Source organism: Mycolicibacterium duvalii, assembly GCF_010726645.1.
Taxonomy (GTDB): Bacteria; Actinomycetota; Actinomycetes; order Mycobacteriales; family Mycobacteriaceae; genus Mycobacterium; species Mycobacterium duvalii.
In genome coordinates this window covers 4,760,696-4,787,066 of the sequence record NZ_AP022563.1, presented here as the reverse complement: position 1 = coordinate 4,787,066, position 26,371 = coordinate 4,760,696, and the positions used below count along the sequence as shown (strand labels likewise).

20 protein-coding genes are annotated in these 26,371 nt (G+C 68.8%); 8 read left to right on the top strand and 12 right to left on the bottom strand.

Annotated features, from left to right (window positions below; translation table 11 throughout):
- Nucleotides 1-5: 5 nt before the first annotated feature.
- The 6 genes from G6N31_RS22635 to glf all read right to left on the bottom strand — a co-directional run bounded on the left by G6N31_RS22635 (nucleotide 6) and on the right by glf (nucleotide 7,960).
- A complete protein-coding gene (locus tag G6N31_RS22635) occupies nucleotides 6-1,079 on the bottom strand; it encodes an esterase family protein (RefSeq protein ID WP_098005247.1) in 1,074 nt (357 codons plus the stop codon).
- Between the two features lie 239 nt (nucleotides 1,080-1,318).
- A complete protein-coding gene (aftB, locus tag G6N31_RS22630; RefSeq protein WP_234815448.1) occupies nucleotides 1,319-3,268 on the bottom strand; it encodes a terminal beta-(1->2)-arabinofuranosyltransferase in 1,950 nt (649 codons plus the stop codon).
- Nucleotides 3,269-3,329: 61 nt separating this feature from the next.
- Nucleotides 3,330-4,265: a decaprenyl-phosphate phosphoribosyltransferase gene (locus G6N31_RS22625; protein WP_098005248.1), complete on the bottom strand. Its 936-nt coding sequence runs from the start codon at nucleotides 4,263-4,265 to the stop codon at nucleotides 3,330-3,332.
- Nucleotides 4,262-4,798 (bottom strand): phosphatase PAP2 family protein, encoded by a 537-nt coding sequence (locus G6N31_RS22620; RefSeq protein WP_098005249.1) that lies wholly within the window; start codon nucleotides 4,796-4,798, stop codon nucleotides 4,262-4,264. Before G6N31_RS22620 ends, G6N31_RS22625 begins: the two co-directional genes overlap by 4 nt.
- Nucleotides 4,791-6,734, bottom strand: coding sequence for a glycosyltransferase (locus G6N31_RS22615; protein WP_098005250.1), 1,944 nt, complete (start codon nucleotides 6,732-6,734; stop codon nucleotides 4,791-4,793). The genes G6N31_RS22620 and G6N31_RS22615 overlap by 8 nt, the downstream gene beginning before the upstream one ends.
- On the bottom strand, nucleotides 6,731-7,960 hold the full coding sequence (glf, locus tag G6N31_RS22610) for a UDP-galactopyranose mutase (RefSeq protein ID WP_098005251.1): 1,230 nt from the start codon (nucleotides 7,958-7,960) through the stop codon (nucleotides 6,731-6,733). Before glf ends, G6N31_RS22615 begins: the two co-directional genes overlap by 4 nt.
- A 190-nt stretch (nucleotides 7,961-8,150) precedes the next feature.
- Here glf and G6N31_RS22605 point away from each other — a divergent pair, with 190 nt between their 5' ends.
- On the top strand, nucleotides 8,151-9,110 hold the full coding sequence (locus tag G6N31_RS22605) for a hypothetical protein (protein ID WP_098005252.1): 960 nt from the start codon (nucleotides 8,151-8,153) through the stop codon (nucleotides 9,108-9,110).
- Between the two features lie 124 nt (nucleotides 9,111-9,234).
- Nucleotides 9,235-10,866: an N-acetylmuramoyl-L-alanine amidase gene (locus G6N31_RS22600; protein WP_098005253.1), complete on the top strand. Its 1,632-nt coding sequence runs from the start codon at nucleotides 9,235-9,237 to the stop codon at nucleotides 10,864-10,866.
- A 5-nt stretch (nucleotides 10,867-10,871) separates the two neighbouring features.
- On the opposite strand, the gene G6N31_RS22595 is transcribed toward G6N31_RS22600, so the two are convergent.
- From G6N31_RS22595 to G6N31_RS22585, 3 genes are read right to left on the bottom strand one after another with little or no spacing between them, the layout of a single operon-like run.
- Entirely contained in the window at nucleotides 10,872-11,693 is an 822-nt protein-coding gene (locus G6N31_RS22595; protein WP_098005254.1) for an HAD family hydrolase, read from the bottom strand.
- Nucleotides 11,690-12,436 (bottom strand): lysophospholipid acyltransferase family protein, encoded by a 747-nt coding sequence (locus tag G6N31_RS22590; protein ID WP_098005255.1) that lies wholly within the window; start codon nucleotides 12,434-12,436, stop codon nucleotides 11,690-11,692. The genes G6N31_RS22595 and G6N31_RS22590 overlap by 4 nt, the downstream gene beginning before the upstream one ends.
- A gap of 3 nt (nucleotides 12,437-12,439) precedes the next feature.
- Nucleotides 12,440-13,216, bottom strand: coding sequence for a lysophospholipid acyltransferase family protein (locus G6N31_RS22585; RefSeq protein ID WP_098005256.1), 777 nt, complete (start codon nucleotides 13,214-13,216; stop codon nucleotides 12,440-12,442).
- 106 nt (nucleotides 13,217-13,322) lie between these two features.
- Here G6N31_RS22585 and G6N31_RS22580 point away from each other — a divergent pair, with 106 nt between their 5' ends.
- The 3 genes from G6N31_RS22580 (at nucleotide 13,323) to G6N31_RS22570 (ending at nucleotide 21,248) form a co-directional block, all read left to right on the top strand.
- Complete coding sequence (locus G6N31_RS22580; protein ID WP_098005257.1) at nucleotides 13,323-14,885, top strand: MBL fold metallo-hydrolase; 1,563 nt, start codon at nucleotides 13,323-13,325, stop codon at nucleotides 14,883-14,885.
- On the top strand, nucleotides 14,882-15,223 hold the full coding sequence (locus G6N31_RS22575; RefSeq protein ID WP_098005258.1) for a hypothetical protein: 342 nt from the start codon (nucleotides 14,882-14,884) through the stop codon (nucleotides 15,221-15,223). Before G6N31_RS22580 ends, G6N31_RS22575 begins: the two co-directional genes overlap by 4 nt.
- A gap of 205 nt (nucleotides 15,224-15,428) precedes the next feature.
- Nucleotides 15,429-21,248: a cadherin-like domain-containing protein gene (locus G6N31_RS22570; protein WP_163722320.1), complete on the top strand. Its 5,820-nt coding sequence runs from the start codon at nucleotides 15,429-15,431 to the stop codon at nucleotides 21,246-21,248.
- A gap of 9 nt (nucleotides 21,249-21,257) precedes the next feature.
- On the opposite strand, the gene serS is transcribed toward G6N31_RS22570, so the two are convergent.
- Nucleotides 21,258-22,514 carry a serine--tRNA ligase gene (gene serS, locus G6N31_RS22565; RefSeq protein ID WP_098005267.1) on the bottom strand — a complete coding sequence of 419 codons (1,257 nt, stop codon included), beginning with the start codon at nucleotides 22,512-22,514 and terminating at the stop codon, nucleotides 21,258-21,260.
- Nucleotides 22,515-22,630: 116 nt separating this feature from the next.
- On the opposite strand from serS, the gene G6N31_RS22560 reads away from it, so the two are divergent.
- The 3 genes from G6N31_RS22560 (at nucleotide 22,631) to G6N31_RS22550 (ending at nucleotide 24,658) form a co-directional block, all read left to right on the top strand.
- Complete coding sequence (locus G6N31_RS22560) at nucleotides 22,631-24,028, top strand: septum formation family protein (RefSeq protein WP_163722319.1); 1,398 nt, start codon at nucleotides 22,631-22,633, stop codon at nucleotides 24,026-24,028.
- Between the two features lie 3 nt (nucleotides 24,029-24,031).
- A complete protein-coding gene (locus G6N31_RS22555; RefSeq protein ID WP_098006753.1) occupies nucleotides 24,032-24,382 on the top strand; it encodes a metallopeptidase family protein in 351 nt (116 codons plus the stop codon).
- Nucleotides 24,383-24,451: 69 nt separating this feature from the next.
- Entirely contained in the window at nucleotides 24,452-24,658 is a 207-nt protein-coding gene (locus G6N31_RS22550; RefSeq protein WP_098006755.1) for a hypothetical protein, read from the top strand.
- On the opposite strand, the gene G6N31_RS22545 is transcribed toward G6N31_RS22550, so the two are convergent.
- Together G6N31_RS22545 and pheA are read right to left on the bottom strand one after the other, a co-directional pair.
- Nucleotides 24,638-25,330 (bottom strand): histidine phosphatase family protein, encoded by a 693-nt coding sequence (locus G6N31_RS22545; RefSeq protein ID WP_098006761.1) that lies wholly within the window; start codon nucleotides 25,328-25,330, stop codon nucleotides 24,638-24,640. The genes G6N31_RS22550 and G6N31_RS22545 overlap by 21 nt on opposite strands.
- The gene (gene pheA / locus G6N31_RS22540) at nucleotides 25,327-26,265 is read right to left on the bottom strand and encodes a prephenate dehydratase (RefSeq protein WP_098006757.1); all 939 of its coding nucleotides are present in this window, start codon (nucleotides 26,263-26,265) and stop codon (nucleotides 25,327-25,329) included. The genes G6N31_RS22545 and pheA overlap by 4 nt, the downstream gene beginning before the upstream one ends.
- Nucleotides 26,266-26,371 lie beyond the last annotated feature (106 nt).

The following is a 26,371-nucleotide window of genomic DNA, read 5'->3' as shown; positions in this document are numbered from 1 at the left end:
GAGACCTAACCGCCCGAGGAGACCGGCTCGGCGGGGGCAGCGCCCTCAGCCGGTGCCGCCGGTGCCGACGGCTGCGGAACCGCGCCGAGCACGCGCTGGATGTCCGGCTTCATCTGCTGCAGCTGCTGTCCCCAGTAGGGCCAGTCGTGCGTGCCGCCCGCCGGGAAGTTGAAGACACCGTTGCGGCCGCCCGCCGCGATGTACTCCTCCTGGAAGGTCTTGTTGGTGCGCAGCGTGAGGCTCTCCAGGAACTTCGCGGGCAAGTTGTCGCCCGCGACCGTGCCGTTGACCTCGGCCGGCTTGCCGTTGCCCGCGTAGACCCAGATGCGGGTGTTGTTGGCGACCAGCTTGCCGATGTTGACCATCGGGTCGTTGCGTTTCCAGGCGCTGTTCGGGTCCTCGGTGCGGCCCCACATGTCGTTGGCGTCGTAGCCGCCCGCATCACCCATCGACAGGTTGACCAGCATCGGCCACCAGCCCTCGGAGAGGTTCAGGTAACCCGACAGCGATCCGGCGTACTGGAACTGCTGTGGGTAGTAGATCGCCAGCGTCAGCGCCGCCGAACCGGCCATCGACAGACCCACGGCCGCGTTGCGGTTCGGGTCGACGCCCTTGTTCGCAGCCAGGTAAGCGGGCAGCTCCTGGGTCAGGAACGTCTCCCACTTGTAGGTCGAGCAACCGTTGTTGCCGCAGGCCGGCTTGTACCAGTCGCTGTAGAAGCTGGACTGGCCGCCGACCGGCATGATCGTCGCGAGCCCGGAATCGAGGTACCACTCGAACGCCGCGGTGTTGATGTCCCAGCCGTTGAAGTCGTCCTGTGCGCGCAGGCCGTCGAGCAGGTAGAGGCCCGGTGCGTTGGCCCCACCGCTCTGGAACTGCACCTTGATGTCGCGGCCCATCCCGGCCGACGGCACCATCAGGTACTCGACCGGCAGACCGGGCCGGGAGAACGCCCCGGCCGTCGCCGAGCCGCCGACCGTACCGATCAGAGCCGGCAAGACGGCCGCCACCAGGGCCGCCACCGTGAACCGGCGCCACGAGACCTTCGCTGCCCCGCGCAGCCTTCCAACCAACTTCATGCGTGTGTCAATCCAATCTGTCGTCAAGCAGCAGCAGGCCATCGGTGCTCGAAATGCTCCCGGCCGCAGTCTTGCCCGTTAGTCAACCACACCGTTGTGGCGATCTCTTCGCGCCGCGATCGGCTCGCGGCGCCCGTCACATGCCTTATCTGATCGACATGGCTCAAGTGTTACGTCGAGCATTACGAAAGCAGAAAACCCGCCCCGGCAACAAATCGGCACGGGCGTGCCTGAAATTCTCACGGGCCCGTGGCGGGGAGTCCCGTGTAGGTCGGGTTGACCGGTTCGGGCACCGGCAGACCGCATCGTCGGAGTTCGTACAGCGGCACCCGGTCGATGCGGTAGCTGGTGAATTCCGCCGCGTTGAGCAGGTTCGACAGGAACCTGCGCGGGCCCATCGGCGCCCGCCGCGCTTCCAGCATCTCTTGGGTCTGCGGACATTTCAGCGCCGCCTCGGCCTGACGGATCCAGTCCTCGTCGAGATACTGCGGGATGTACGGCCGCTCCTTGAGGAACGGCCCCTCGGCGACCGCCCAGTCCGGAAAAAGGTTCTTGTCGTGGCCGATCCGGCCGTCGGTGAGGCGTTCGGTGTGTGCCGCCAGCGGATTGGCCAGGCCGATCTGGTCGATTACGCGCACGTCCAGTCCGACGTTCATGCCCATCATGCCGAGATTGGTGAAGAACACCGTCTGCGGGCCGCGGTAGTCGGGGGTGCGCAGTTCCGGCGGAGGGGGGATGGCGGGCACCACGTCCCACATGTCGTAGTTGCCGGCGGGCAGCCACAACGCGCCGTCAGGGGTGTTGTCGATGGCGGTCAGCACCGCGCGCATGCGCGGATAGTCGAGGTAGTCGGCCGCGGTCAACGGATGCGCGTGCCCGGTGGCCTGGGCGTAGAACCGACGTTCGTCGACGATGCCGCTGTAGGTGACCCGGGTGGCGTCGGGACCCATGCCCGGCGAGTTCGCGGCCCACAGCGCCCATCCGGCGACCGCGACCCACAGCAACGCGGCGGCGCCGGTGTACAGGTAGCCGGCGCCGCGGGCCATCCGCGACTTGTCCGGCAGCATCAGGGGCACCAGCGACACCGGGGCCAGCAGGCAGAACAACGGCGTCAACAGCACCCGGCCGTGCATGAAGTCACCGCCTTGGCGGACCCAGTACACGGCCTGCAGCAGACCGCTGACGAGCATGAAAACGACGACGGCGGTGGGGTTCTGCACGATCCGGGCCCAGCGTCCGGTGCCCTCGGGGGCACGGCGGTTCACCCAGGCCGGTCGCCCGCGCAGCAACATCACCATCAGCGCCAGCCCGATCAGCAGCACCGCCGGCGCCCACAGCAGGTAAGGCTGGTTGAAGTTGGCCAGATAGGCCAGTCCCTGGTTCCACTTGGCACCCGAGGCGTCCTTGGCCACCGCGGTCCCCGGGACCAGTAGCCCGTAGTAACCCATCCGGAAGATCTGGTAGGCCACCGGGAGCAGGCCGCCGGCGACGATGAGCACGACGCGACGGCGCCAATCGGGTGCGGCCACCAGCATCATCACCAGAGCCGCACCCCCGACGAGCGCGAGTTCCGGACGCACCAGCACGGAGAACCCGGCGACGAAAGCCAGGGCGGTGTCGAAGCTGCGGCCGCCGCCGGGCGTGCGGGTCCGGCCGCGCAGCGCTTGCGACCAGCGCACCATCATCCACCACAACAACCCGAGATAGGCCAGCACCAAACCGTTTTCCAGGCCTGACGTGGCGAAGTCACGCGCCGGCGGCACCGCGATGTAGACCAGCGCTCCGGCGGGCAGCAGCACTGCGCGGCGACCGGCCAGGCTCGGTGCGTAGAGCCGGGCGGTCCCGAGCATGACGAGCACCATTCCGGCCACCGAGAGCACCAGAGCGAGCACCAGCACCACGTACTCCAGCCGGGCCGACCCGGCGACGAGGCTGGCCAGGTACACCAGATATGACCACGCCGTCGACGTGTTGGCCTCGACACGCTCGCCGGCGTTGAAGACCGGACCGTTGCCGGCCAACAGGTTCCGGATGGTCCGCAGCACGATCAGGCCGTCGTCGGCGATCCACCGGCGCTGCCAGGCCCCCCACCCGAACAGCACGGCCACCGTGAGCACGGACAGCCACAGGCTCAGCCGCACCGAGGCGGTGTAGGGGAAGGTCGGCCCGTGCCGCAGGAATCGGTCCACCGGCGAACCGACGGGCGCCGCACCGGATCGGCGGCCCGCTGTCGAAGTGGCCGATTGGCGGTCAGCTAAGGAAAATTGCGCCACCGAGGGTTCCGATCCACGCGACCGCGAGCATCTGCAGCACCCGGTCTTTCAACGCGATCTCTTCCGGCTCACCGGCCATGCCGCCGTCGACGTCGACGGCGTAGCGCAGGATGGCGACGACGAACGGCACCATCGACACCACGAACCACGAGGTGTCGCCCATCGCGTCCCGTTCGAAGGCCCACAGGCCGTAGCAGAGCACCAGCGCGGTCGCCGACAGCGTCCACACGAAGCGCAGGTAGGAACTGGTGTAGGCCTCCAGCGACCTGCGGATCTTGGCACCGGTCCGCTCGGCCAGCTGCAGTTCTGCGTACCGCTTACCGGCCGCCATGAACAGCGAACCGAACGCCATCATCAACAGGAACCATTGCGACAGAGGCACATCGGCGGCCACACCGCCGGCGATGGCGCGGATCAGGAAGCCCGACGACACGATGCAGATGTCGATCACCGGTTGGTGCTTGAGCCCGAAGCAGTAGGCCAGCTGGATCGCGATGTAGACGGCCATCACCAACGCCAGGTTCGGTGTGACCATCCACGAGATCACCAGCGACGCAGCGCCGAGCGCCACCGCCAGGCTGTAGGCCAGCCATTCGGGCACCACTCCGGCGGCGATGGGGCGGAACCGTTTCGTGGGGTGCGCGCGGTCGGCCTCGACGTCTCGGGCGTCGTTGACGAGATATACACACGATGCCGCGAGGCTGAACACCGCGAACGCGAGCAGCACCCGGATCAGGACTTCGCGGTAGTCGTAGGCGTAGCGGTCGTCGCCGAGGGCGGCCACCGGGGCGGCGAAGACCAGGACGTTCTTGACCCACTGACGGGGGCGCAGCGCCTTGACGATTCCGGCGGCCAGGCTCTTCGGCGGCCCGACGGTGGTCCCGCTGTCCTGGCCGACCTGCGATGTGCTCATCGGGACCCTCCTTCAACCGTGCCGGCCCGCCGCGCGACCCGGTCCACGGACTTTCCGACGACGGCGCCGACCACGATCCCGGCGAGCACGTCGCTGGGATAGTGCACTCCGAGCACCAGACGCGACAACGCCATGGGCGGCACCAGCAGCGCCTGCAGCGGCAAACCGGTGGGCCGCGCCAGCAGCATCGCAGCAGCCGTCGTCGACGTGGCGTGTGCCGACGGGAAGCTCAGCCGGCTGGGGGTGCCCACGTTGACCGCGATCGCCGGGTGGCTGGGCCGCGGTCGGCGCACCACGCGTTTGATCACCACCGCGGCGGCGTGTGCGAGGAACGCGCCGACCCCGGCGGCCAGATACTCGCGGCGCCGGGCCGGGGCCACCGCGGCGCCCAGCCCCGAGACCACGAGCCAGCCGAGGCTGTGCTCGCCGAAGTGCGACAGACCGCGTGCCACGGGCAGGATCGCGGGCTGTTTGGCCAGCGCCGACTGCACGGCCACCAGCACGGCGTCCTCGCCGTGCGGGTGCTCATCCATGAGCGGGTTCCGGCGCGGGGTTGAGCACGTCCTCCCACTTCTGGGTGCTGGTCAGCATCGGCAGTGCCGCCCGGTACTGCTTGCGCAGCTTGTCGAATCGGCGCACCAGCAGTGCCTGGCGTTTGAGTGACTCGCGCAGCAGGTCGGCCATCATGTCCCGGTCGCGCTGCCGATAGACCACTCCGCGTCCGTCGGCCGTGGTCACGGTGACGCCGTCGACCTTGCACAACGTGAACCAGCGGGCGTCCTGGGTGGCCACGTTCAGCTCGGGCCGGCGGTGATGCTCGGGATCGTGCGGCTTGAGCTGGTGGATGACACCGCGGGACAGGCGCCACAGAATCGCCGGCGGGTTGGTCGGGATCTTGACCGGTCGGCGCCTGCGGTCACTCGGCGGGGGCAGCGCGGTGGCGCCGGGCAGCACCACCGCGTCGGGGAACTCCTCACGCATCGCGCGCACCTGCGGCAGCGCCGACTCCAGGATGGAGAACAGGTTCTCCGGCCCGGCCAGGAAGTCGTCCATCGCCTTGTTCTGGATGGCGACGGTCGAATACTCAAGGCAGAGAAGGTGTTTCATCGTCGCCTTGAAGTGGCTGGCGACCAGGCCGCGGATGTTGCCGTCCCAGTGCAGGGCCGCGACGATCAAGCGGTTGCGCAGATGGAAGTAGGCCTGCCAGTCGATCGCATCGTCTTTGTCGCTCCAGGCCATGTGCCAGATCGCCGCTCCGGGCAGGGTGACGGTCGGGTAGCCGTGCTCGCCCGCGCGCAAGCCGTACTCGGCGTCGTCCCATTTGATGAACAACGGCAGCGGCTGGCCCAGTTCCTCGGCCACGCGGCGCGGGATCATGCACATCCACCAGCCGTTGTAGTCGACGTCGATGCGCCGGTGCAGCAGCTGGCTGCGCGGCTCGTCCTCGTCGGCCAGCGGATATTTGGCGAAGTTGTGGTCGTACTCGGTGTTCAGCGCGTTGGTCCACATGAAGTTGGCCTGATCGACCATCTCACCCATGACGTGCAGGTGTGACGGCTCCTGCAGGTTGAGCATCTGACCGCCGACCAGCATGGGGCTCTTGGCGAAGCGGTTGAGCGCCAACGCCCGCAGGATCGAGTCGGGCTCGATGCGGATGTCGTCGTCCATGAACAGGATCTGTTCGCAGTCGGTGTTCTTCAGTGCTTCGTACATCACCCGGCTGTAGCCGCCGGAGCCACCGAGGTTGGGCTGGTTGTGGATGGACAGCCGGTCCCCGAGTGCTGCGGCCGCGGCCGCGAAGTCGGGATGGTCCTTGGCTTTCCTGGTGCCCTGATCGGAGACCACGACGGCACCGATCACCGCGTCGACCAGCGGGTCGGAGGTCAGCGCCGCCAGCGCGTTGACACAGTCGGCGGGCCGGTTGAACGTCGGGATACCGACGGTGACGTTGGCCCGGCCCGGCGCCGGCACCGGTGCGTACCACCCGGCCGCACGCAGCGTCGACGCGGAGTCCGTGGTGACGTCGAACCACACCCAGCCGCCGTCCTCGAACGGCGTCAGGTCGATCTCGAACTCGACCACCCCGGGCTCCTCGGAGCCCGCGGCGCTGACGACCGGCGCACCGCCGACGGTGATCCGCGCCCCGGTCGATTTCGAGCGGTAGACGTCCACACGCGCGCTGCCGGTCAATTCGACCCGCAGCACCACCGTGTCCAGCGACGACCAGCGGCGCCAGTAACTGGCCGGGAACGCGTTGAAGTAGGTGGCGAACGACACCTCGGAGTCGGCGCCGATCTCCAGCGTGGTGCGCGACGGCGCGTGCGCCCGCCGCGCGTTGGTGTCGGACTCCTCGATGTAGAGCTTGCGGACGTCGAGCGGCTCACCGGGCCGGGGCAGGATCACGCGCGCCAGCAGGCTCGCCGCGCGCGACTGCCCGGCGGCCAGGGCACCGGACGGGATGTCACTCATTGTCGGTTGCTTTCTGTCTCGGGATCGCTCAGCGGTGCCCCGTCGCGCAGGTGCGGCGCGAGCGTGTTGTCGTACATGTTCAGCGCGCTGGCGATCGCCATGTGCATGTCCAGATACTGGTAGGTGCCCAGCCGACCGCCGAACAGCACGCGCGACGATGCGGTCTCGGCCTTGGCGCGCTCCCGGTAGGCGGTCAGTATCGCGCGGTCGGCATCGGTGTTGATCGGATAGTAAGGCTCGTCGTCGTTCTCGGCGAACCGCGAGTACTCGCGCATGATCACCGTCTTGTCGGCCGGGTAATCACGCTCCGGATGGAAGTGCCGGAATTCGTGGATGCGGGTGAAGGGCACGTCGGCGTCGTTGTAGTTCATGACGGGGGTGCCCTGAAAATCCCCGGTGTCGAGCACCTCGAGCTCGAAGTCCAGCGTGCGCCAGCCGAGGCGGCCCTCGCAGTAGTCGAAGTACCGGTCCAGCGGCCCGGTGTAGACGACGGGCGCCTCCGGGGACGCGGCACGCAGTTCGTCGCGGACGTCGAACCAGTCGGTGCCCAGCCGGACCTCGATGCGCTCGTCGGCGGCCATGTTCTCCAGCCACCGGGTGTAGCCGTCGACGGGCAGACCCTCGTAGGTGTCGTTGAAGTACCGGTTGTCGAACGTGTAACGCACCGGCAAGCGGGTGATGTTGCTGGCCGGCAACTGCTTGGGATCGGTCTGCCACTGCTTGGCGGTGTAGTGCTTGACGAACGCCTCGTAGAGGGGGCGGCCGATCAGCGAGATCGCCTTCTCCTCCAGGTTCTGGGCGTCGGCGGTCTCGATTTCGCTGGCCTGCTCCTTGATCAGCGCCCTGGCCTCGTCGGGGGTGTAGTACCGGCCGAAGAACTGGCTGACCAGCCCGAGACCCATCGGGAACTGGTAGGCCTGCCCGTTGTGCAGCGCGAACACCCGATGCTGGTAGCCGGTGAAGTCGGTGAACTGCCGCACGTAGTCCCACACCCGGGTGTTGCTGGTGTGGAAGAGGTGGGCGCCGTACTTGTGCACCTCGATACCGGTGCGGGGCTCGGCCTCGGAGTACGCGTTGCCGCCGATGTGGTCACGACGATCGACGACGAGTACCCGCTTGCCCAGCTGGGTGGCCACCCGTTCGGCAATCGTCAGACCGAAGAACCCGGAACCGACGACGAACAGGTCGAACGCACCAGCGGTGGGGCGGGGATCAGGAGAGATCATCGGCAGCAAGGGTATCGGACGGCGCCGGCGCGGCCCGATTCGGCGCAACGGCGCAGGTCGCGATTCGCTCACGATTCCATATCGCCACTCTAGTCACAGCTGTCACGTCAGTAACATCGATCGCGTACCGAGTATCACGCGTCCCACCTGCATTAAGTCGAAATGTAGTCCATGTATTGAGGAGACTTCCGTGCCGAACCGACGTCGACGCCGGCTCTCGACAGCCTTGAGCACAGTCGCCGCTCTGGCAGTCGCGGGTCCAGTTGCTGTTGCAGCCGTGTCCGAGTTGTCCACCGGACCCCAGCACCGCGAGTTCGTGCAGGCCGCCACGATCACCGATCTTCCGGGCGAGTTGATGTCCGCCCTGTCGCAGGGACTCTCGCAGTTCGGGATCAACCTCCCGCCGCTGCCGACGGGACTGTTGACCGGGACCGGCTCCGCCTCGCCGACCACACTGACCCCGGGCCTGGGGACCGGGCTGGGCACCGGGCTGACCACCCCGACCCTCACCGACCCGGCCCTGGCCAGCCCCGGTTTGACCAACCCCGCGCTGACCGACCCGGCGTTGACCAGCCCCGCAGGGCTGACTCCGGGCCTGGCGACGCCCGGGCTGACCGACCCGGGTCTGGGGACCCCCGCGCTGACCGACCCGGGCCTGGCGACACCGGGCCTGACCGATCCCGGCCTGGGCACCGCCGCCCTGACCGATCCGGCCCTGGCGACGCCGGGACTGGCCACCCCGGGCTTGAGCACTCCACCGGCGCTGACCGATCCGGTCCTGGGCGCCGCGCCGATCTCCACCTCGGGTCTGCCGCTCACCGGCGAGGTGCCGATCTCTGCGCCGGTCGGACTCGACCCGGCGCTGGGCAGCTACCCGATCCTCGGCGACCCGTCCCTGGCGGCCACCCAGCCGGTGGCCTCCAGTAGCGGCGGCCTCCTCGGCGACCTGACCAGCGCGGCCAACCAGCTGGGCGCCGGCGAAGCCATCGACCTGCTCAAGGGCATCGTGATGCCGGCGATCATGTCGGCGGTCAAGCCGCCCGCGCCGGTACCGCCGGCAGCGCCGATCTCGACCGCCGCCGGGGAGGCACCGCTGGGTGCCGCGGAAGCGGCGCCCGCGGCCGACGGGGCCGTCGAGCCCGGCGCCTGATCCCTCCCTCAGGACGGCACCGCAGATGCACTTCGCTCTGCGGTGCCGTTGCCGTGTGAAATTGCTTGCCCGCAACGCCGTGTCGCAACACAAGCATCAATTGGCACATACGTAACATCGGGCCGTGCTGTGTCGGCGCCCCGCACCATCGATCCTGTTCACCGCAATCGCGGCGACGGTGATGCTGCTGCCGTGGGCGATCAACGGTCTCCCCGGTGACGACGGCCGGCAACCTCCGACGCTGGGCGCCCCGCAGATGGTCGAGCAGCCGTTGCCCGACCTGGGTGGCGGCGAGACGATCCGCGAGCTGCACCAGGACGTCCCGTTCTCGATGGTGGCGCTCACGGCCGACGATCTCACCGGGACCACCGCGCGGATTCGGGCCCGGCAGGACGACGGTTCCTGGGGGCCGTGGTACGACGCCGAGCCGATGGAGGGGGTGGGCGCCGACCTTCCCGGTCCGCGCGGCACCGAACCGGTATTCATCGGCCGCACCACGGCCGTGCAGATCTCGGTGACCCGGCCCGCGACAGCGCCGGCCACGGGGCCCCGGCCCGGAGACAGCGATCTCCCCGACGACCGCCCCGAGCTCGGCTACGTTCCGGCCAACGTCGAGCAGCCCTTCGGCGAGAACCTCAACGCCGTGCTGATCAGTCCGCCGGAGGCCCCGGCCGACCTGCTTCCGCTGCCCAACGCGGCCACGCCCCCCGGCCAGCCGCCGCACATCATCAATCGTCCGGGGTGGGGCGCCGACGAGTCGATGCGTTGCGGAGAACCCCGCTACGACAGCAGGATCCAGGCCGGCGTGGTCCATCACACCGCCGGCAGCAACGACTACAGCCCCCAGGATTCGGCGGCGATCGTGCGGTCGATCTACGAGTACCACACCCGCACACTGGGCTGGTGCGACATCGCCTACAACGCGCTGGTCGACAAGTACGGGCAGGTCTTCGAAGGCCGCGCCGGTGGCATGACGCGGCCCGTCGAAGGCGCGCACACCGGTGGCTTCAACCACAACACGTGGGGGGTGGCGATGCTCGGCAATTTCGATGTCGAGCCGCCGACACCCATCCAGTTGCGAACCACCGCAAGGCTTCTCGGTTGGGTGCTGGGCCAATCCGGCGTCGATCCGCTGGCCGCGGTCACGCTGCCGTCCGAGGGCGGGTCGTTCACCAAGTTCCCGTTCGGGGCCGCGACGACGCTGCCTACCATCTTCACCCACCGCGACGTCGGCAACACCGAGTGCCCGGGCAACGCGGCCTACGCGCAGATGCAGTTGATCCGCGACATCGCCGCGCGTTTCAACGACCCCCCGGGGCCGGAGCAACTGGCCGAATCGCTGCGCGGCGGGGCGATTTTCGCCAAGTGGGACTCTTTGGGCGGCATGAACAGCTTCCTGGGCCGGCCCACCTCCCCGGAGGCTTCCGGTGCGGGCTCCACCCGCTACGTCACCTTCGAACACGGCGCCGTCTACTGGTCGCCGGAAAGCGGTGCCGAACCGGTGACCGGTGAGCTCTACAAGGCGTGGGGCTCGCTGGGTTTCGAGCGGGGAGCACTGGGTCTGCCGACCAGCGCCGAGATCGCCGAACCGCTGTGGATCGTGCAGAACTTCCAGCACGGCACCCTGAACTTCGACCGCGAGAAGGGGACGGTGACCCGCGTGATCGACGGTGTGCCCGTCGAGTTGCCGCCCGCCCCGGCCGATATGACGCCGGTCCAGCTCGAGCGCTTCACGCCGCCCGTCAACCCCGTCTGACGGAGCTACGCCGAGTCGCGCCAGTACCGTTCGAGAACCGCAGCGACGCCGTCCTCGGCGTTGGTGACCGTCACCTCGTCGGCGGCGGCCAACGCATCGGGATGGGCGTTGCCCATCGCGACACCGATCCCCGCCCAGGACAGCATCGGCACATCGTTGGGCATGTCACCGAAGGTGATCACGTTGGCCGCCGAGATGCCCAGCGGTGTGGCCACCTCGGCGATGCCGGTGGCCTTGCTGATGCCCAGCGGCACGATCTCGATCAGACCGTTGTTGGTCGAGTAGGTGATGTCGCCGGCGTTGCCGACGTGACCGGCCAGCACCGCAGCCATCTCGTCGCTGCGGGCCCCTGCCTTACGGATGAGCAGCTTGACCGCCGGCGCGCTGAGCAGATCCTCCAGTGAGACCTCGGTGTTGTCCGGGTTCAGCCAGGCGTGCTCGTAGCCCGGTGAGCTGACGAACTGCGGGGTGGCCGCGTCGTGGGCGCTGCGCCCGACCCGCTCCACCGCCAGGCCCGCGCCGGGGATCAGGCGGGTCGCGATGTCGGCCAGTTCGGCGAGCGCCTCCGCGGACAGGGTGCGCGCCGAGACGATGCGGTCGGTGCCCGGGTCGTAGACCACCGCCCCGTTGGCGCAGACCGCCATCGGTGCGAATCCCAGCTGGTCGACCACCGGCGCGACCCACCGCGGCGGCCGCCCGGTGGCGAGCACGAACTGTGCCCCCGCATCGACGAGGGCCTTGACGGCCGCGCGGGTGCGCGGCGTCACGCGCTCGTCGTCGTCGAGCAGCGTGCCGTCCACATCGGTCGCGACCAGCTCTGGCGTCATGACCGGTCGGTCCGGTTGCGCGCCCGCCGGGCGCGTTCGGCCGCATCGAGGAGCTCGGCCTCCTCCGGCGTCGGGGCGGCACCGCCCAGCCGGCGCGGAACCCAGAACGCACCGGGCGGGTGGTGGTGCTCCGCCTGGGCGGAGTGCAGCAATTCGGTCATGTCCCTCCGCAGCATCGCCAACAGCTCCTCGACCGTACCCCGCGGTGCGATGGGCGCACCGACCGCGACGGTGACGTCAAAACGCCTACGTCCCAGTGCCCGAGGATGGTCCTTGGTCCAGATCCGCTGGGCACCCCACACGATCAGCGGCACCACGGGCGTTTGGGCCTCCAGCGCCATGCGGGCCGCCCCGGTCTTGAAGTCCTTGAGCTCGAAGCTGCGGCTGATGGTGGCCTCCGGGTAGACGCCGACCAACTCCCCGCTGCGCAGGGCACCCACCGCATCGGCGTAGGCGCCGGCGCCGGCCTGCCGATCGACCGGGATCGTGCCGGTGTGCTTGATCAGCCAGCGCACCACGCGCACGTCGTTCATCTCGGCCTTGAGCATGAACCGCAGCCGGCGGCGACGCCGAGCCACGGCCAGACCGGCGGGCACGAAGTCGACGTAGCCGGTGTGGTTGATGGCCACCACCGCCCCACCGGAGGCCGGGACGTGCTCCAGTCCGCGGAAGCGGATGTTCGTCCCGGTGGCGGTGACCGCCAGCGCTGCCGTGGCCTCCAGAGCGCGGTAGACCGGCTCCATGGTCTACCCCGGCGCTCCACCTGATTCGCGGCCTCCGGCACGACGGGCGGCCTTCGCAGCGGCCTCCTCGGCGTCCATCCGGCCGGCCTCGGCCAGCGTCGGCGCTCCCCCGCCGAGCCGATGGGGCACCCAGAACTCGCCGGCCGGGTGGGGCCCGTAGTCCTCCTGCACCCGCTCGAGCAGATGCTGCATGCGGGAGTGCAGCAGCGCGGTCAGCTCGGGTGCGGGCAACGTCGGCTCGATCGGTTTGCCCACGGCGACGTGGATGGGCACCTTGGGCCGCCACAGCTTCTTCGGATGTCCCTTGGTCCAGATCCGCTGCGCTCCCCACACGATGTGCGGGACGATCGGCACACCGGCGGCGATGGCCATCCGCGCCGCCCCGGACTTGAACTCCTTGATCTCGAAGCTGCGGCTGATCGTCGCCTCGGGGTAGACGCCGACGAACTCCCCGGCGGCCAGCATCCGGCATGCCTCCTCGAACGATGCGGCGCCGCTGTCGCGGTCAACCTCGATGTGGCGCAGGCTGCGCATGATCGGGCCGGTGATCTTGTGGTCGAAGACCTCGCGCTTGGCCATGAACCGCACCTTGCGGCCCAGGCCCTGCCGGTAGGCGGGCAACCCCGCGAAGGTGAAGTCGAAGTAGCTGGTGTGGTTGATCGCGATGACGGCCCCGCCGCTGCGCGGCAGGTTCTCCACTCCGGTCACGGTGAACTTGAGCCCTTGTACCCGCCACGCCAGGCGAGCGAGTTGGATCACTGTGCCGTATACCGGTTCCACAGCCCCTCAGCGTAGTGCTCGCGCGCGCGGCGTTGCGCCGGACCGACCGACCGGCTGCGCGCGGCTAAGCTGCTTACCGGTACCGCAGTCACCGGGAAGGATCTTTGTGCAGGTCACAAGCGTTGGACATGCAGGCTTCCGGATCGACACCAGGGCCGGGAGCATCCTGTGCGACCCGTGGGTGAACCCCGCGTACTTCGCGTCGTGGTTCCCGTTTCCGGACAACAGCACCCTGGATTGGGCGCAGCTCGGCGACGTCGACTATCTCTACGTCTCCCACCTGCACAAGGATCACTTCGATCCGGAGAACCTGCGCGACCACGTCAACAAGGACGCCGTGGTGCTGCTGCCCGACTTCCCGGTGCCCGACCTGCGCCGGGAGCTGGAGAAGCTTGGATTTCACCGCTTCTTCGAAACCACCGACTCGGTCAAGCACCGCGTCAGCGGGCCCAAGGGTGACCTCGATGTGATGATCATCGCGCTCCGGGCACCCGCGGACGGTCCGATCGGGGACTCGGGGCTGGTCGTCGATGACGGTGACACCGTCGCGTTCAACATGAACGACGCGCGCCCGGTCGACCTCGACGTGCTCCACGCCGAGTTCGGTCAGATCGACGTGCACATGCTGCAGTACTCGGGCGCGATCTGGTACCCGATGGTCTATGACATGCCCGCCCGCGCCAAAGAGGCGTTCGGCACCCAGAAGCGCCAACGGCAGATGGACCGCTGCCGCCAGTACATCGCCCAGGTCGGGGCGCCGTGGGTGATTCCGTCGGCCGGGCCGCCGTGTTTCCTGGATCCTGAGCTTCGCGATCTCAACGACGACCACGGCGATCCCGCCAACATCTTCCCGGACCAGATGGTGTTCCTGGGCGAGATGAAGGTGCACGGGCACGACGGCGGGTTGTTGATGATCCCCGGGTCGACCGCCGACTTCACCGGGTCAGCGCTGAACTCGCTGACCCACCCGCTGCCCGACGACGAAGTCGAGGCGATCTTCACCTCCGGCAAGGCCGACTACATCGCGGCCTACGCCGACCGCATGGCCCCGGTGCTCGCCGCCGAGAAGGCGCGCTGGGCGCCGGCGGCCGGCGAGCCGTTGCTCGAGCCGCTGCGGGCGGTCTTCGAGCCCATCATGCTGGCCAGCGACCAGATCTGCGACGGCATCGGTTATCCGGTCGAATTGCGGATGCGGGGCGGCGGCCATGACGAGACGGTGGTACTGGACTTCCCCAAACGGGTTGTCCGCGAACCCATCCCGGACGAGAAGTTCCGCTACGGGTTCGCGGTCGCACCGGAGCTGGTTCGCACCGTGCTCCGCGACCAGGAGCCGGACTGGGTCAACACCATCTTCCTGTCCACCCGGTTCTCGGCCTGGCGGGTCGGCGGCTACAACGAGTACCTCTACACATTCTTCAAATGCCTGACCCCGGAACGGATCGCCTACGCCGACGGCTGGTTCGCCGAAGCGCACGACGACAGCGCGTCGATCACCCTGGACGGCTGGGAGATTCAGCGCCGCTGCCCGCACCTGAAGGCCGATCTGTCCAAGTTCGGCGTAGTGGACGGCACGACACTGACCTGCAACCTGCACGGGTGGCAGTGGAACCTGACCAATGGCAGGTGTCTGACCACGAAGGGCCACGAGCTGCGGTCGGAGAAACTGTGACCGGTACGCAGGCCTTGTATTACGACGACGGACGCATCCAGCTCGACAAGGAAGCACTGACGTTGCGGCGCTACGACTTTCCGTCCGGTACGTCGCGCATCATCCCGCTGCGCAACATCCGTGGCTACGCCACCGAACCGCTGGGCACCCTCCTGCACCGGTTCCGGGTCTGGGGCACCTCGGATCTGCGGCGCTGGCTGCCGCTGGACATGACCCGCCCGTGGAAGTCGACGCTGGTGACGCTGGACGTGGCCGGTACCCGCCTCAAGCCGGCGTGCACCCCTGCCGACCCCGACGAGTTCATCCGGGTGCTCGACGAACTGCTCGCCGCGCGGTAGTCCCGGCCGCCGGCACACCGCAAAGCCACACCTGAACAGCCGGTCGGAGTGACCCGCAGGAAATTGTCGCTCCGGCAGTTATAGGGAAATCCCTGATTACTCGGACCGCGCCCGCACCTAGCGTCGGTACCGCAGCCGGTTCCTGACACATTTCGTGGCCAGGACGGGCTTCGGCATGTTCATCGACGTGAATGGCGGGGACGCAATGAGTGCGACACGTAATGACCGGCTGTATCCGAGTGCCGTCCCGGGCGGAGCCCACATCGGACGGGTGGGCGCGCTGGCGGCCGCTCTCGGCGTGGGAGCGGTCCTGTTCGTCCTGCCCTGGTCCGCGTCGGCCGACACCGGTGAATCCACGACCTCGGGGGACAGCAGCTCGGCGTCGGCGTCGACCGCTTCGGCGGGCTCCCCGTCCAAGCGGAGCCGAGACGGCGGATCCACCACCCAGCGTTCCCTGACCAGGACGTCAGCCGGTACCGCGGACGCGCAGACGGACGACTCTGACGAGCCTGATCTCGAGGCCGAGGGGGAGCTCGAGGTCGAGGTCGAGGAGGTCGATGACGAGGTCGAGGTGGAGGCCGAGGTGGAGGTCGAGGTCGAGGTCGAGCCCACACCGGCACGTACCGAGCGTTCCCGCCGCGCCCCGGCCTCATCCGGCGCGGCGCCGATCGGGACCCGCGGTCGGGACGACTCCGAGGTCGAGCGCACCGCGGAGTCGGAGGTGCCGGCCGACAGCTCACCACCCGCGCCCGCGCCACGTTCGGCATCGGTGAGCCTGTCCTCGCCGGAGGGCCGGATGGACAGTCGGGTTACGGCCGAGCGGGCCCCGGTCAAGGCGCTGCAGGCTGCGCCGGGCACCTTCATCGGCGTCGCGTCGTCGATGTTGACCACGGCCATGGCGCCGTTGACCACCTCGACGCCGCCCGCGGGGCCGTCGGCCACGCCGATCATGTGGGGCGTGCTGTCGTGGCTGCGCCGCGAAATCGAGGACACCTTCGCCAACTTCAGCATCTCCGTCGGCGGCCGCCAGCTCGTGCAGAACGGCACCGCCTACGCCACCTCAGACGGGTTCGGATCCTTCGCGATCGCGTTCGGCGAGAACGCGGTGGCCACGGCGTCGGGTCTGTTCAATGCGGTCGTGGTGCGCGGTGAAAACAGCACCGCCACCTCGGAGGGCAACTTCACCCGGGTGCGGGTCCGCGGCGACGACAACACCGCCGGGGCCTCAGGAGCGGGCAACCGAACCTCCGTCTACGGCGCCGAGAACTCCGCCACCGCCGGCGGCCACCACAACACCGTCTACATCCGAGGCAACGCCAACACCGCCGACGCTCCGGGCATCGCCTACAACACCGTTCGGATCATCGGTGACGGGAACACCGCCGTAGGGTCGGGCTACGGGAGCTCCCTGCGGGTTCGCGGTGACGGCAACGAGGTCGAGAGCGCCGGGGTCGGTAACCGCGCCTCGATATGGGGCACCGACAACGACGTCGAGCTCGCCGGCCTGGACGGCCCCGCCGCAGCCCGGGTGATCGGCCACCGAAACGGGGTCACTGCCGTCGCCGACGACGGCCGGGCCCGTGTCGTGTTGACCGGCAATGACAGCGACGCCACCGCGCTGGCCACCGACGGCTCGCGAGCCGAGATCACCGTGCGCGGCGACGAGAACAGCGCCGCGGCGACGGCCGACCAGGATTCGACCGCGCGGGTGCGCATCGTCGGCGACGGAAGCACCGCGGTCGCCAATGCCGGTGCAGACGGCTACGCTGCGGCGCAAATCACCGGCGACTCCAATGTGGCCTCCAGCGAGGCCGTCGGTGCGACCTCGATCGCCCGGATCGTCGGCGATAACAGTGCCGCCAGCGGCAACGTGACCCAGGCCCGTGCCGAGGCCACCATCCTCGGAGACGGCAACGCCGCCGAGGCAAACGACGGCAAGGCCGTGATCGTCGGTGACAGCAACTCGGCCACCGCCACCGGGCCGGGTAACGTCGCCCGGATCTGGGGCGACACCAACAGCGCCACCGCGCAAGGCGAGGACAACACCGCGTTCGTCTGGGGTTCGGAGTCGATCGCGATCGCCGGTCCCGGCACCGACAACACCGCGATCGTGCTGGGCGACAACCTGGTCGCGAACACCGGTCCCGGCGACGGCATCACCGTCTACGGCCGACCGTTCGACCCCGACAACCAGGCTCCGGTCGCCGGCACCCCCGGCGAGCAGACCGTGACCCCCGAAACCGGTTCTGTCACCGGCACACTCGGCTTCACCGACCCCGACGGCGACGAACTGACCTACACCGTCACCGACGGACCCGACAACGGCACCGTCACCTTCGACCCCGAAGCCGGCACCTACACCTACACCCCCACCACCCGGCCCGCAGCGGGCGAACCCAACGGCGAAGACATCTTCACCGTCAGCGCCTCCGACGGTCAGGCCACCGCAACGGTCACCATCGACGTACCGGTCGCGGCCCTTCCCGAACCCGGCAACCAGGCTCCGGTCGCCGGCACCCCCGGCGAGCAGACCGTGACCCCCGAAACCGGTGCTGTCACCGGCACACTCGGCTTCACCGACCCCGACGGCGACGAACTGACCTACACCGTCACCGACGGACCCGACAACGGCACCGTCACCTTCGACCCCGAAGCCGGCACCTACACCTACACCCCCACCACCCGGCCCGCAGCGGGAGAACCCAACGGCGAAGACAGCTTCACCGTCGCAGCCACCGACCCCGCCGGCCTGTCCGCCGGCACCGAGATCACCGTCCCGGTCACCGCCGTCACCGACGACCTGCCGAACACTGTCGTCGGCACGGTCGACGTCGGCGAGAACCCCAACGCGGTGAGCGTCACCCCAGACGGCACCCGCGCCTACGTCGTCAACGGCGGCAATCTGTTCAACGAGGACAACGCCTCGGTCACCGTCATCGATGTGTCCGATCCCGACAATCCCACAGTGCTGCAGACGATCCCGTTCGAGATCTACGGACCGGACGACATCGAGATCAGCCCGGACGGCCTTCGTGCCTACGTCGCCTACGACAACGTCGTCGGCGGCAACGGCCACCTGCTGGTCATCGACACCGACCCCACCAGCGCCACCTACAACACTGTCGTCGGCGAACCGATCGAGGTCGGCGACGGGCCCACCGATATCGAGTTCACTCCCGACGGCAACCGCGCCATCATCCTCAACCAGTCCAGCCTTGACGTGGTCGTCGTCGACACCGACCCCGACAGCCCGACGTTCCACACCGTGATCGGCAGCCCGATCAGGGTCGCGAACTCCTCGCCGCGGGCCATGGCGCTCACCCCCGACGGCAACCGGGCCTACATCACGATCCCCAGGTTGGGTGCTGACACCGTGGCAGTACTCGACATCAACCCGGACAGCACGGGTTACGGCACCCTGATCGAGGCCGGGATCGCAGTCGGGGACACCCCCAGCGACATCGCGATCTCGCCCAACGGCGCGCGCGCCTACGTCGTCAACGCGGGCGACGACACCGTCTCGGTCATCGACACCAACCTGTTGAGCGCCACCTACAACACGGTGATCGGCGACCCGATTCCGGTCGGCGACCTTCCGCAGGCCATCGCATTCACCCCGGACGGCACCCGCGCCTACGTGGTCAATGCTTTCGACGGCGAGGTGGTCGTCATCGACACCGACCCGAGCAGCGTCACCTTCAACTTCGTGATCGGCGACCCGATCGACGTCGGAGCCCGGCCGGACGCGCTGGCGGTCGACGCCGACGGCACCCACCTCTACGTCGTCAACGACAACGACGAAACCGTGTCGGTAATCTACCTCGGCGCGCCCACGAACCCTTTCAACAACGCCCCCAGCGCGGAGGACGACACCTTCGTCACCAACGAGAACACGGCGCTCATGGGCGATGTGCTGGCCAACGACACCGACTCCGACATCGACAGCCTCACTGCGCAACTCGTCAGCGGACCCGGAAACGGCACCCTGTCCTTGAGCGCCGACGGCACCTTCACCTACACACCTGACGCGGGCTTCGCCGGCACCGACAGCTTCACCTACACGGCCAGCGACGGCGACCTGACCGATACGGCGACGGCGACCATCACGGTCACCGCGGTAGGTTCCGACCCTGTCGCGCTAGGGACGGTCGCACTACCGGGCGAAGCCGTCGGGCCGCTGGTGATCGGCGCGGATGGCCTGGCCTACCAGACCGCCGAAACCGACGAGGCCACCCACGTGACGATCGTCGACCCGGCCGACCCGACCAGCGCCACCACCATCGAACTGCCTGGGACTGCAACGGGCCCAGTGCAGTTCGGCGCTGACGGCACCGCCTATCAGATCAGCGACAGCGGCGATGGAACCTATGTGGCCGTGATCGACCCGGCCGCGCCCGCCGACGCCACCATCCTCGAGGTTCCCGGTGACTTCGAGCACACCGTGTTCGCCGGCGACATCACCTACCTGGTCACCGGAACCGGAAGCACCACCACCCACGTGACGGTCATCGACCCGGCCGACCCCACCGACGCCTCCACCGTGGACCTGCCCGGTCAACCCGCCGACCCGTTGGTGCTCGGGCCCGACGGCCTCGTCTACCAGACCACCCGCAGCGTCTCGGGAAATGATGACGTCACCCACGTGACAGTCATCGACCCGGCGAACCCGACAACCGCCACCACCGTCAATCTGCCCGGATTCTCCACCGAGCCGGTGGTTTTCGGTCCCGGCTTCGGCTATCAGACCACCTCCGCCGGTAGCTTCTCGACGGGTGACATCACTCATGTGACGCGGTTCGATCTGGGCAGCCTCGCCAGTCCCACCACCATCACACTGGCCGAATATCCCGATGGATCGGTGGTGTTCGGCCCGGACGGCACCGGCTACCAACTCCACGGCGACTTCGACGCGTCGTATGTAACGGTCATCGATCCGCAGGACTTCACCAACCCGACCACCGTCGAACTACCCGGTGATCATGTGGGAGAGGTCGCCTTCGACAGCAACGGTGCCGCATATCTGACCAGTAGGACCGGAACCACCGCGACTCATGTGACGGTGATCGATCCGACCGATCCGGGCAGCCCAACCGACATCGATGCGCCCGGAATGCCGGACGAGTCGGTGAGGTTCTTCCCCAACGGCACTGCCTACCAGTTCAGCGAAACCCGCACCCCGGGCACCGACGAGTACGTCACGCATCTCACCGTGATCAATCCGGCCGATCTCGCCGACTACACCACCGTGGACCTGGCCGGCGAGTCAATCCTGCCCAGCGTTGTCGCCGCCGACGGCACTGTCTACCAACGCCTTCGGACCGGCGACGGCACCGGCACCGACATTTTCCGCGTGGCGGTGATCGACCCGGCCGACCCCACCGACCCCACCGTCATCGAGCTACCCGGTTACCCGGTCGGTGAGCTGTTGATCGGTAGCGACGGCACCGCGTATCAGACGAGCTACTCCGGCGGAGAGGACAACGTCTACACCGTGCATGTGACGATCATCGATCCGAACGATCCCGCCACTCCCGCGACCGTGGAGCAGACCCAGTACGACCCGTTCTTCGAATACTCGCTCACCAACGGCTATGACCCGGGTCTACGGGTCGGGACGGACGGCACGGCCTACCTGACCACCACTGCCACGGACGTCGACGGCATCGACTACCCGGTGGTGACCCGGGTGACGGTCATCGACCCGACCGATCCCGCCAACGCCATGACCGTCGACATCGCGGGGAATCCGGACGGCGCGGTGGTCACCGCCGCCGATGGCACGGCCTACCAGACCGTGGGCACCAACACCAGTGACTTCATCCCCACGTTCTTCACCCACGTGGTGGTGATCGACCCGAACGACCCCGGCAACCCCGTTGTCGTCGACGTGTCCGGTTCCGCGGTAGGGCCGGTGACGGTCGGCACCGCCGGCGTTGTCCATCAGTTCACCGAGGCCGTCGAAAACGGCTCACGCACACTGCGATTGACCACCATCGGCGTCGCAGGTGCCGCCCTGGAGGTCTGACCGGCCCGGTCAGCGCGGCGCCAGCACATCCGTCCCGACATAGGGCACCAGCGCTGACGGCACCCGCACGCTGCCGTCGGGCTGCTGGTGGTTCTCCAGGATGGCCACCAGCCATCGCGTGGTGGCCAGCGTGCCGTTCAGCGTCGCCGCGGTCTGCGGTTTGCCGCTGTCGTCGCGGTAGCGCACCGACAGACGCCGCGCCTGGAACGTGGTGCAGTTCGACGTCGAGGTCAGCTCGCGGTAGGTGTGCTGCGTCGGCACCCATGCCTCGCAGTCGTACTTGCGCGCCGCCGAGGAACCGAGGTCGCCGGCGGCGATGTCGATCACCCGGTAGGGCACCTCGATGGCCGCCAGCATCTGGCGCTGCCAGTCCAGCAGCCGCTGGTGTTCGGCCTCGGCCTGCTCGGGCCGGCAGTAGACGAAGCCCTCGACCTTGTCGAACTGGTGCACCCGGATGATGCCCCGGGTGTCCTTGCCGTAGCTGCCGGCTTCCCGGCGGAAACACGTCGACCAACCGGCGTAGCGCAGCGGCCCGGCGGACAGGTCCAGGATCTCGTTGGCGTGGTAGCCGGCCAGCGGGACTTCCGAGGTGCCGACCAGATAGAGGTCGTCGGCCTCGACCCGGTAGACCTCGTCGGCGTGTGCGCCGAGGAAACCGGTGCCGGCCATGATCTCCGGGCGCACGAGCACCGGCGGGATCATCAGCGTGAAGCCGTTCTCGACGGCCGTGCGCACGGCGAGCTGGAACAGGCCGAGCTGCAGCAGCGCGCCGGGGCCGGTCAGGAAGTAGAACCGCGAGCCCGACACCTTGGCGCCGCGTTCCATGTCGAACAGGCCCAGCGATTCGCCGAGCTCGACATGATCTTTTGGATTCTCCAGCGCGGGCGGTTCGCCGACGGTGTCGAGCACGACGAAGTCGTCCTCCCCGCCGGCGGGGACCCCGTCGATGATGACGTTCGAGATGGCCAGGTGCGCGGCGGTGTAGGCCTGCTCGGCATCCAGCTGAGCGGCTTCGGCGGCCTTGACCTTCTCGGCGAGTTCTTTGGCCGCAGCCAGCAGCGCCGGTCGCTCGTCGGGGGAGGCTTTGCCGACGAGCTTGCTCGCCGATTTCTGTTCTGCCCGCAGGTTGTCGGCGGCCGATATCGCAGCCCGGCGGGCTGAGTCGGCCTCGGCCAGCGCGTCGACAAGGCCCGGGTCCTCACCACGGGCCCGTTGCGAGGCGCGTACGGCATCGGGGTTTTCTCGCAGCACCTTGAGGTCGATCACGGCCACACCCTACGGGGTGACCGGGCGCTCCGAAGCAGCTGTCGCCGCCACGGCTGCTGCAGCCGCATGACATTACAACTGCAACACTTGTCACAGCACCCGACACGCCTGTCACAATGGAGCGGATGTCCGAACCGAGTCCTGATTCCGTGCGCGACGCGCCCGCACCTTCTTCGCGTGGCGCCTCGCGCGGATGGTGGCGCAGCCTGCAAGCCGAAGCGACCCGGCGCGCGCTGCTGCTCACCGCGCTCGGCGGCCTGCTGATCGCCGGGGTCATCACCGCCCTGCCGCAGACCGATCGGGCCAGCGGACTGACCGCGAACTCGATCTCGCTCGGGCCGCGCGGCAATGCCACCTTCGACAACGCCACCAGCGGTGACTGCCTGACCTGGCCCGATCGCACGCCGGACGCGGCCGAGATCGTCGACTGCGCGGCCGAGCACCGGTTCGAGGTGGCCGCGTCGGTGGACATGCGGACCTTCCCGGGCAGCGAGTACGGACCGGAAGCCCCGCCACCGTCACCGGCGCGCATCCAGCAGATCAGCCAGGAGCAGTGCACCGCCGCGGTGAAGCGCTATCTCGGTCCGCGCTTCGACCCCAACAGCCGCTTCACGGTGAGCATGCTGTGGGCGGGAGAGAAGGCCTGGCGGCAGTCCGGCGAGCGCCGCATGCTGTGCGGGCTGCAGCTCCCCGGACCGAACAACCAGCAGATGCTGTTCACCGGCCGCGTCGCCGAGATCGACCAGTCCAAGGTGTGGCCGCCGGGGACCTGCCTGGGCATCGACCCGGGCACCAATCAGCCCACCGACATCCCGGTCGACTGCGCCGCCCCGCATGCGATGGAGGTCACCGGCGCCGTCAACCTCGCCGAGCGGTTCCCGGACGCGCTACCGCCCGAACCGGAGCAGGACACCTACATCAAGGACACCTGCACGAAGCTGACCGACGCGTACCTGGCGCCGATCCAGCTGCGCAACACCACGCTGACGCTGATCTACAGCACGATCTCGCTGCCCAGCTGGGCGGCGGGTAGCAAGCAGGTGTCGTGCAGCATTGGCGCCACCCTCGGCAACGGCGGGTGGTCGACGCTGCTCAACAGCGCCAAGGGCCCGCTGCTGATCAACGGTCAGCCGCCGGTGCCCCCGCCCGACATCCCGGCAGAACGCCTCAACCTGCCGCCGATCCCGATGCCGGACGACTCGGAATCGTCGTCGTCGTCATCCTCGTCCTCGTCCTCGTCCTCGCAGTCGGGCAGCTCGTCCGGATCGTCGAGCCAGAGCGGTTCGTCATCCAGCCAGAGCGACACCGGCCAGGACACCCAACACATGCCACAGATGGCGCCCCCGCCACCGGCCCCTGAGCCGCCGCCCGGCGCCGCGCCGCCGCCCCCGCCGCCGGCTGCACCGCCACCCCCGCCGCCACCGCCTTTCGGGCTTCCGCCGCCCCCACCGCCGCCCGCGCCCGCGCCGGCGCCGCCGGCCGATCCGTTCGCGCCGCCCCCACCCGCCCCGTAGCCGATGGCCGTGCGGATGAGTTCGCGGCGGTTCGACGAGTTGGTGGGCGACGCACTCGATCTCATCCCGCCCGAGCTCGCCGCGGCGATCGACAACGTGGTGATCCTGGTGGCTGAGCGCCACGACGAGGAACCCGACCTGCTCGGGCTCTACGAAGGCGTCGCGCTGACCGAGCGGGACTCCTGGTACGCCGGCTCGCTGCCCGACACGATCACCATCTATCGGGATGCGCTGCTCGACATCTGCGACACCGAGCAACAGGTCGTCGACGAGGTCGCCATCACCGTGATCCACGAGGTGGCCCACCATTTCGGCATCGACGACGAGCGCCTGCACGAGTTGGGCTGGGCCTGAATCCGGTCGCTGACCAGCCGGCGCGCGCGGCAACCACAAGGTGTCCGCCGCGGATGCTATGAACGGAACATGACCACAGCGTGCCGCGCCTGTCAGGCAGGTCTGGAGCACTGCCACGGGGCCCTCATCCACCACGCCTACCAGCGCGACGAATGCACGGAGCCGGACTGCTTCGCCGCGCATGCCGCCCACGACGTCCATCTGGACTGCAGCAGTGTCGGATGTGTCTGCGACGAGGTGCTGACCGGGTTCGGCTCAGCCCATCGGGTCAGCTGACGACGGCGGGTCGGTGACCACCACCGGCTCCGGGTCGAACGGCGGCACCAGCGCGCCCCACTGCACACAACTCCACCGGCCCGCGCCGGTCGGCGTCAGCACGACCGCCTCGGTGTTGGCCAGATGGTGGTCCACGGCGAATCGGCTGTCCAGGCCGGCCAGCACGGCCGACACCAACCGGATCGCCGCACCGTGGCTGACCACGACGATGTCGTCGTGCCACGTCTCGTGGGCGAGGTACTCCGCGCGGAGCTCCTCGAGCACCGGCACATAACGGTCGAGCACGTCGCGCCCGGACTCGCCACCGGGCAGCGCAACATCGAGCTCGCCGGCGTGCCAGCGCCGGTAGATCGCGTTGAACTCGTCGTGGGCTTCGTCGTCGTTGCGGTTCTCCAGCGCACCGACCTGCACCTCGTGGATGCCGTGCACCTCGCGGGCGGCCGTCCCGGCGGTCACACTGATCATCTGATGGATCTCGGTGGCGGTCTGCACCGCCCGCGTCGCGATCGAGTGGGCGATCAGGCCCGGCCGCCGCGCCAGCCCCCGCGCGAAAGTGCGCGCCTGCTCACGGCCCAGGTCGGTCAGCTCGGCTCCCGGGGGCAGGGTGTCGAGCCGGCGGTCGACGTTGCCGCGCGACTGACCGTGCCGTACCAGCACCAACCGTCCGCTCACGGGGTACCGTCCCGCAGCCGCCGCAGCCATGCCGACGCCTCGTCGAACGCCGGCGGCGCGGCACCCGCCAGGGCACCGGTGGGCCAGGACCCGAGATACCGCAGATCGGCGCAGCGCCGATGCAGTGCACGCAGCGCTTCGGCCACCGGCTCGTCGTCGATGTGACCGACGAAGTCCAGGAAGAAGACGTAGGTGCCCATCTCGGTGCGGGTGGGACGGGACTCGATCCTCGTCAGGTCGATGTCGCGGATCGACAGCTCGGTCATCGCCGATACCAGCGCACCCGGCACGTTGTGCAGCCGCAGGACCACCGAGGTGCGGTCGGCGCCGGTGCGGGCCGGCGGCGGGCCCGGCGGTCCGATCAGCACGAAGCGGGTGCGCGCGTTGGCTTCGTCGACGACGCCGGCCGCCAGCTCGTCGAGCCGATAGCGCGCCGCGGCCAGTGCCGTGGTCACCGCGGCATCGGCCCGGCCCGCCGCGACATCCTGCGCAGCCGCGGCGTTCGAATTCGCCGGGACCAGTTGACTTTCCGGCAGATGCTCGGCGAGCCACCGCTTGACCTGTGCGGCCGCGACGGGAAACGCGGCGACCGTGCGCACCTGCGTCCGGTCCAACTGCGGCCGCGTCGCGATGGTGAAGGACACGTCGAGGGTGAGCTCGGCGTAGATCTGCAGCGGTGTGCCCTCGGCGAGGCTGTCCAGGGTCGGCAGCACCGAACCCTCGATCGAGTTCTCGATCGGCACGCAGGCGAAGTCGGCCTCGCCACTGCGCACCGCGGCCAACGCGGCGTCGGTGCTGTCCTTGGTGATCGGAGCGACGGGCGCTGGTCGACCTGGCGCGGCCCCGTTGACCGGGATCAGTCCGTCGGCCTCGATCGCGCGCAGCGCGGCCTCGGTGAAGGTTCCCTCGGGTCCGAGATAGGCGATGCCGGGCACCGCAACAGCCTATCGGTAGGCCCCGGTAATCCCATTCCCCTGCGAGGAAGGGGTTGCGCGACACCTTGCGAGCTAGTTAAGTTAGGCAAACCTTACCACTTATGAA

Coding starts and splice junctions, on each gene's coding strand:
- G6N31_RS22590 (WP_098005255.1), bottom strand. CDS start 12,436: ATGGAGCCGGTCTACCGCGCTCTGGAGGCCACGGCAGCGCTGGCGGTC.
- G6N31_RS22570 (WP_163722320.1), top strand. CDS start 15,429: ATGAGTGCGACACGTAATGACCGGCTGTATCCGAGTGCCGTCCCGGGC.
- G6N31_RS22620 (WP_098005249.1), bottom strand. CDS start 4,798: ATGGATGAGCACCCGCACGGCGAGGACGCCGTGCTGGTGGCCGTGCAG.
- G6N31_RS22560 (WP_163722319.1), top strand. CDS start 22,631: ATGGAGCGGATGTCCGAACCGAGTCCTGATTCCGTGCGCGACGCGCCC.
- G6N31_RS22555 (WP_098006753.1), top strand. CDS start 24,032: ATGGCCGTGCGGATGAGTTCGCGGCGGTTCGACGAGTTGGTGGGCGAC.
- glf (WP_098005251.1), bottom strand. CDS start 7,960: ATGATCTCTCCTGATCCCCGCCCCACCGCTGGTGCGTTCGACCTGTTC.
- G6N31_RS22595 (WP_098005254.1), bottom strand. CDS start 11,693: ATGACGCCAGAGCTGGTCGCGACCGATGTGGACGGCACGCTGCTCGAC.
- G6N31_RS22625 (WP_098005248.1), bottom strand. CDS start 4,265: ATGAGCACATCGCAGGTCGGCCAGGACAGCGGGACCACCGTCGGGCCG.
- G6N31_RS22615 (WP_098005250.1), bottom strand. CDS start 6,734: ATGAGTGACATCCCGTCCGGTGCCCTGGCCGCCGGGCAGTCGCGCGCG.
- G6N31_RS22635 (WP_098005247.1), bottom strand. CDS start 1,079: ATGAAGTTGGTTGGAAGGCTGCGCGGGGCAGCGAAGGTCTCGTGGCGC.
- G6N31_RS22550 (WP_098006755.1), top strand. CDS start 24,452: ATGACCACAGCGTGCCGCGCCTGTCAGGCAGGTCTGGAGCACTGCCAC.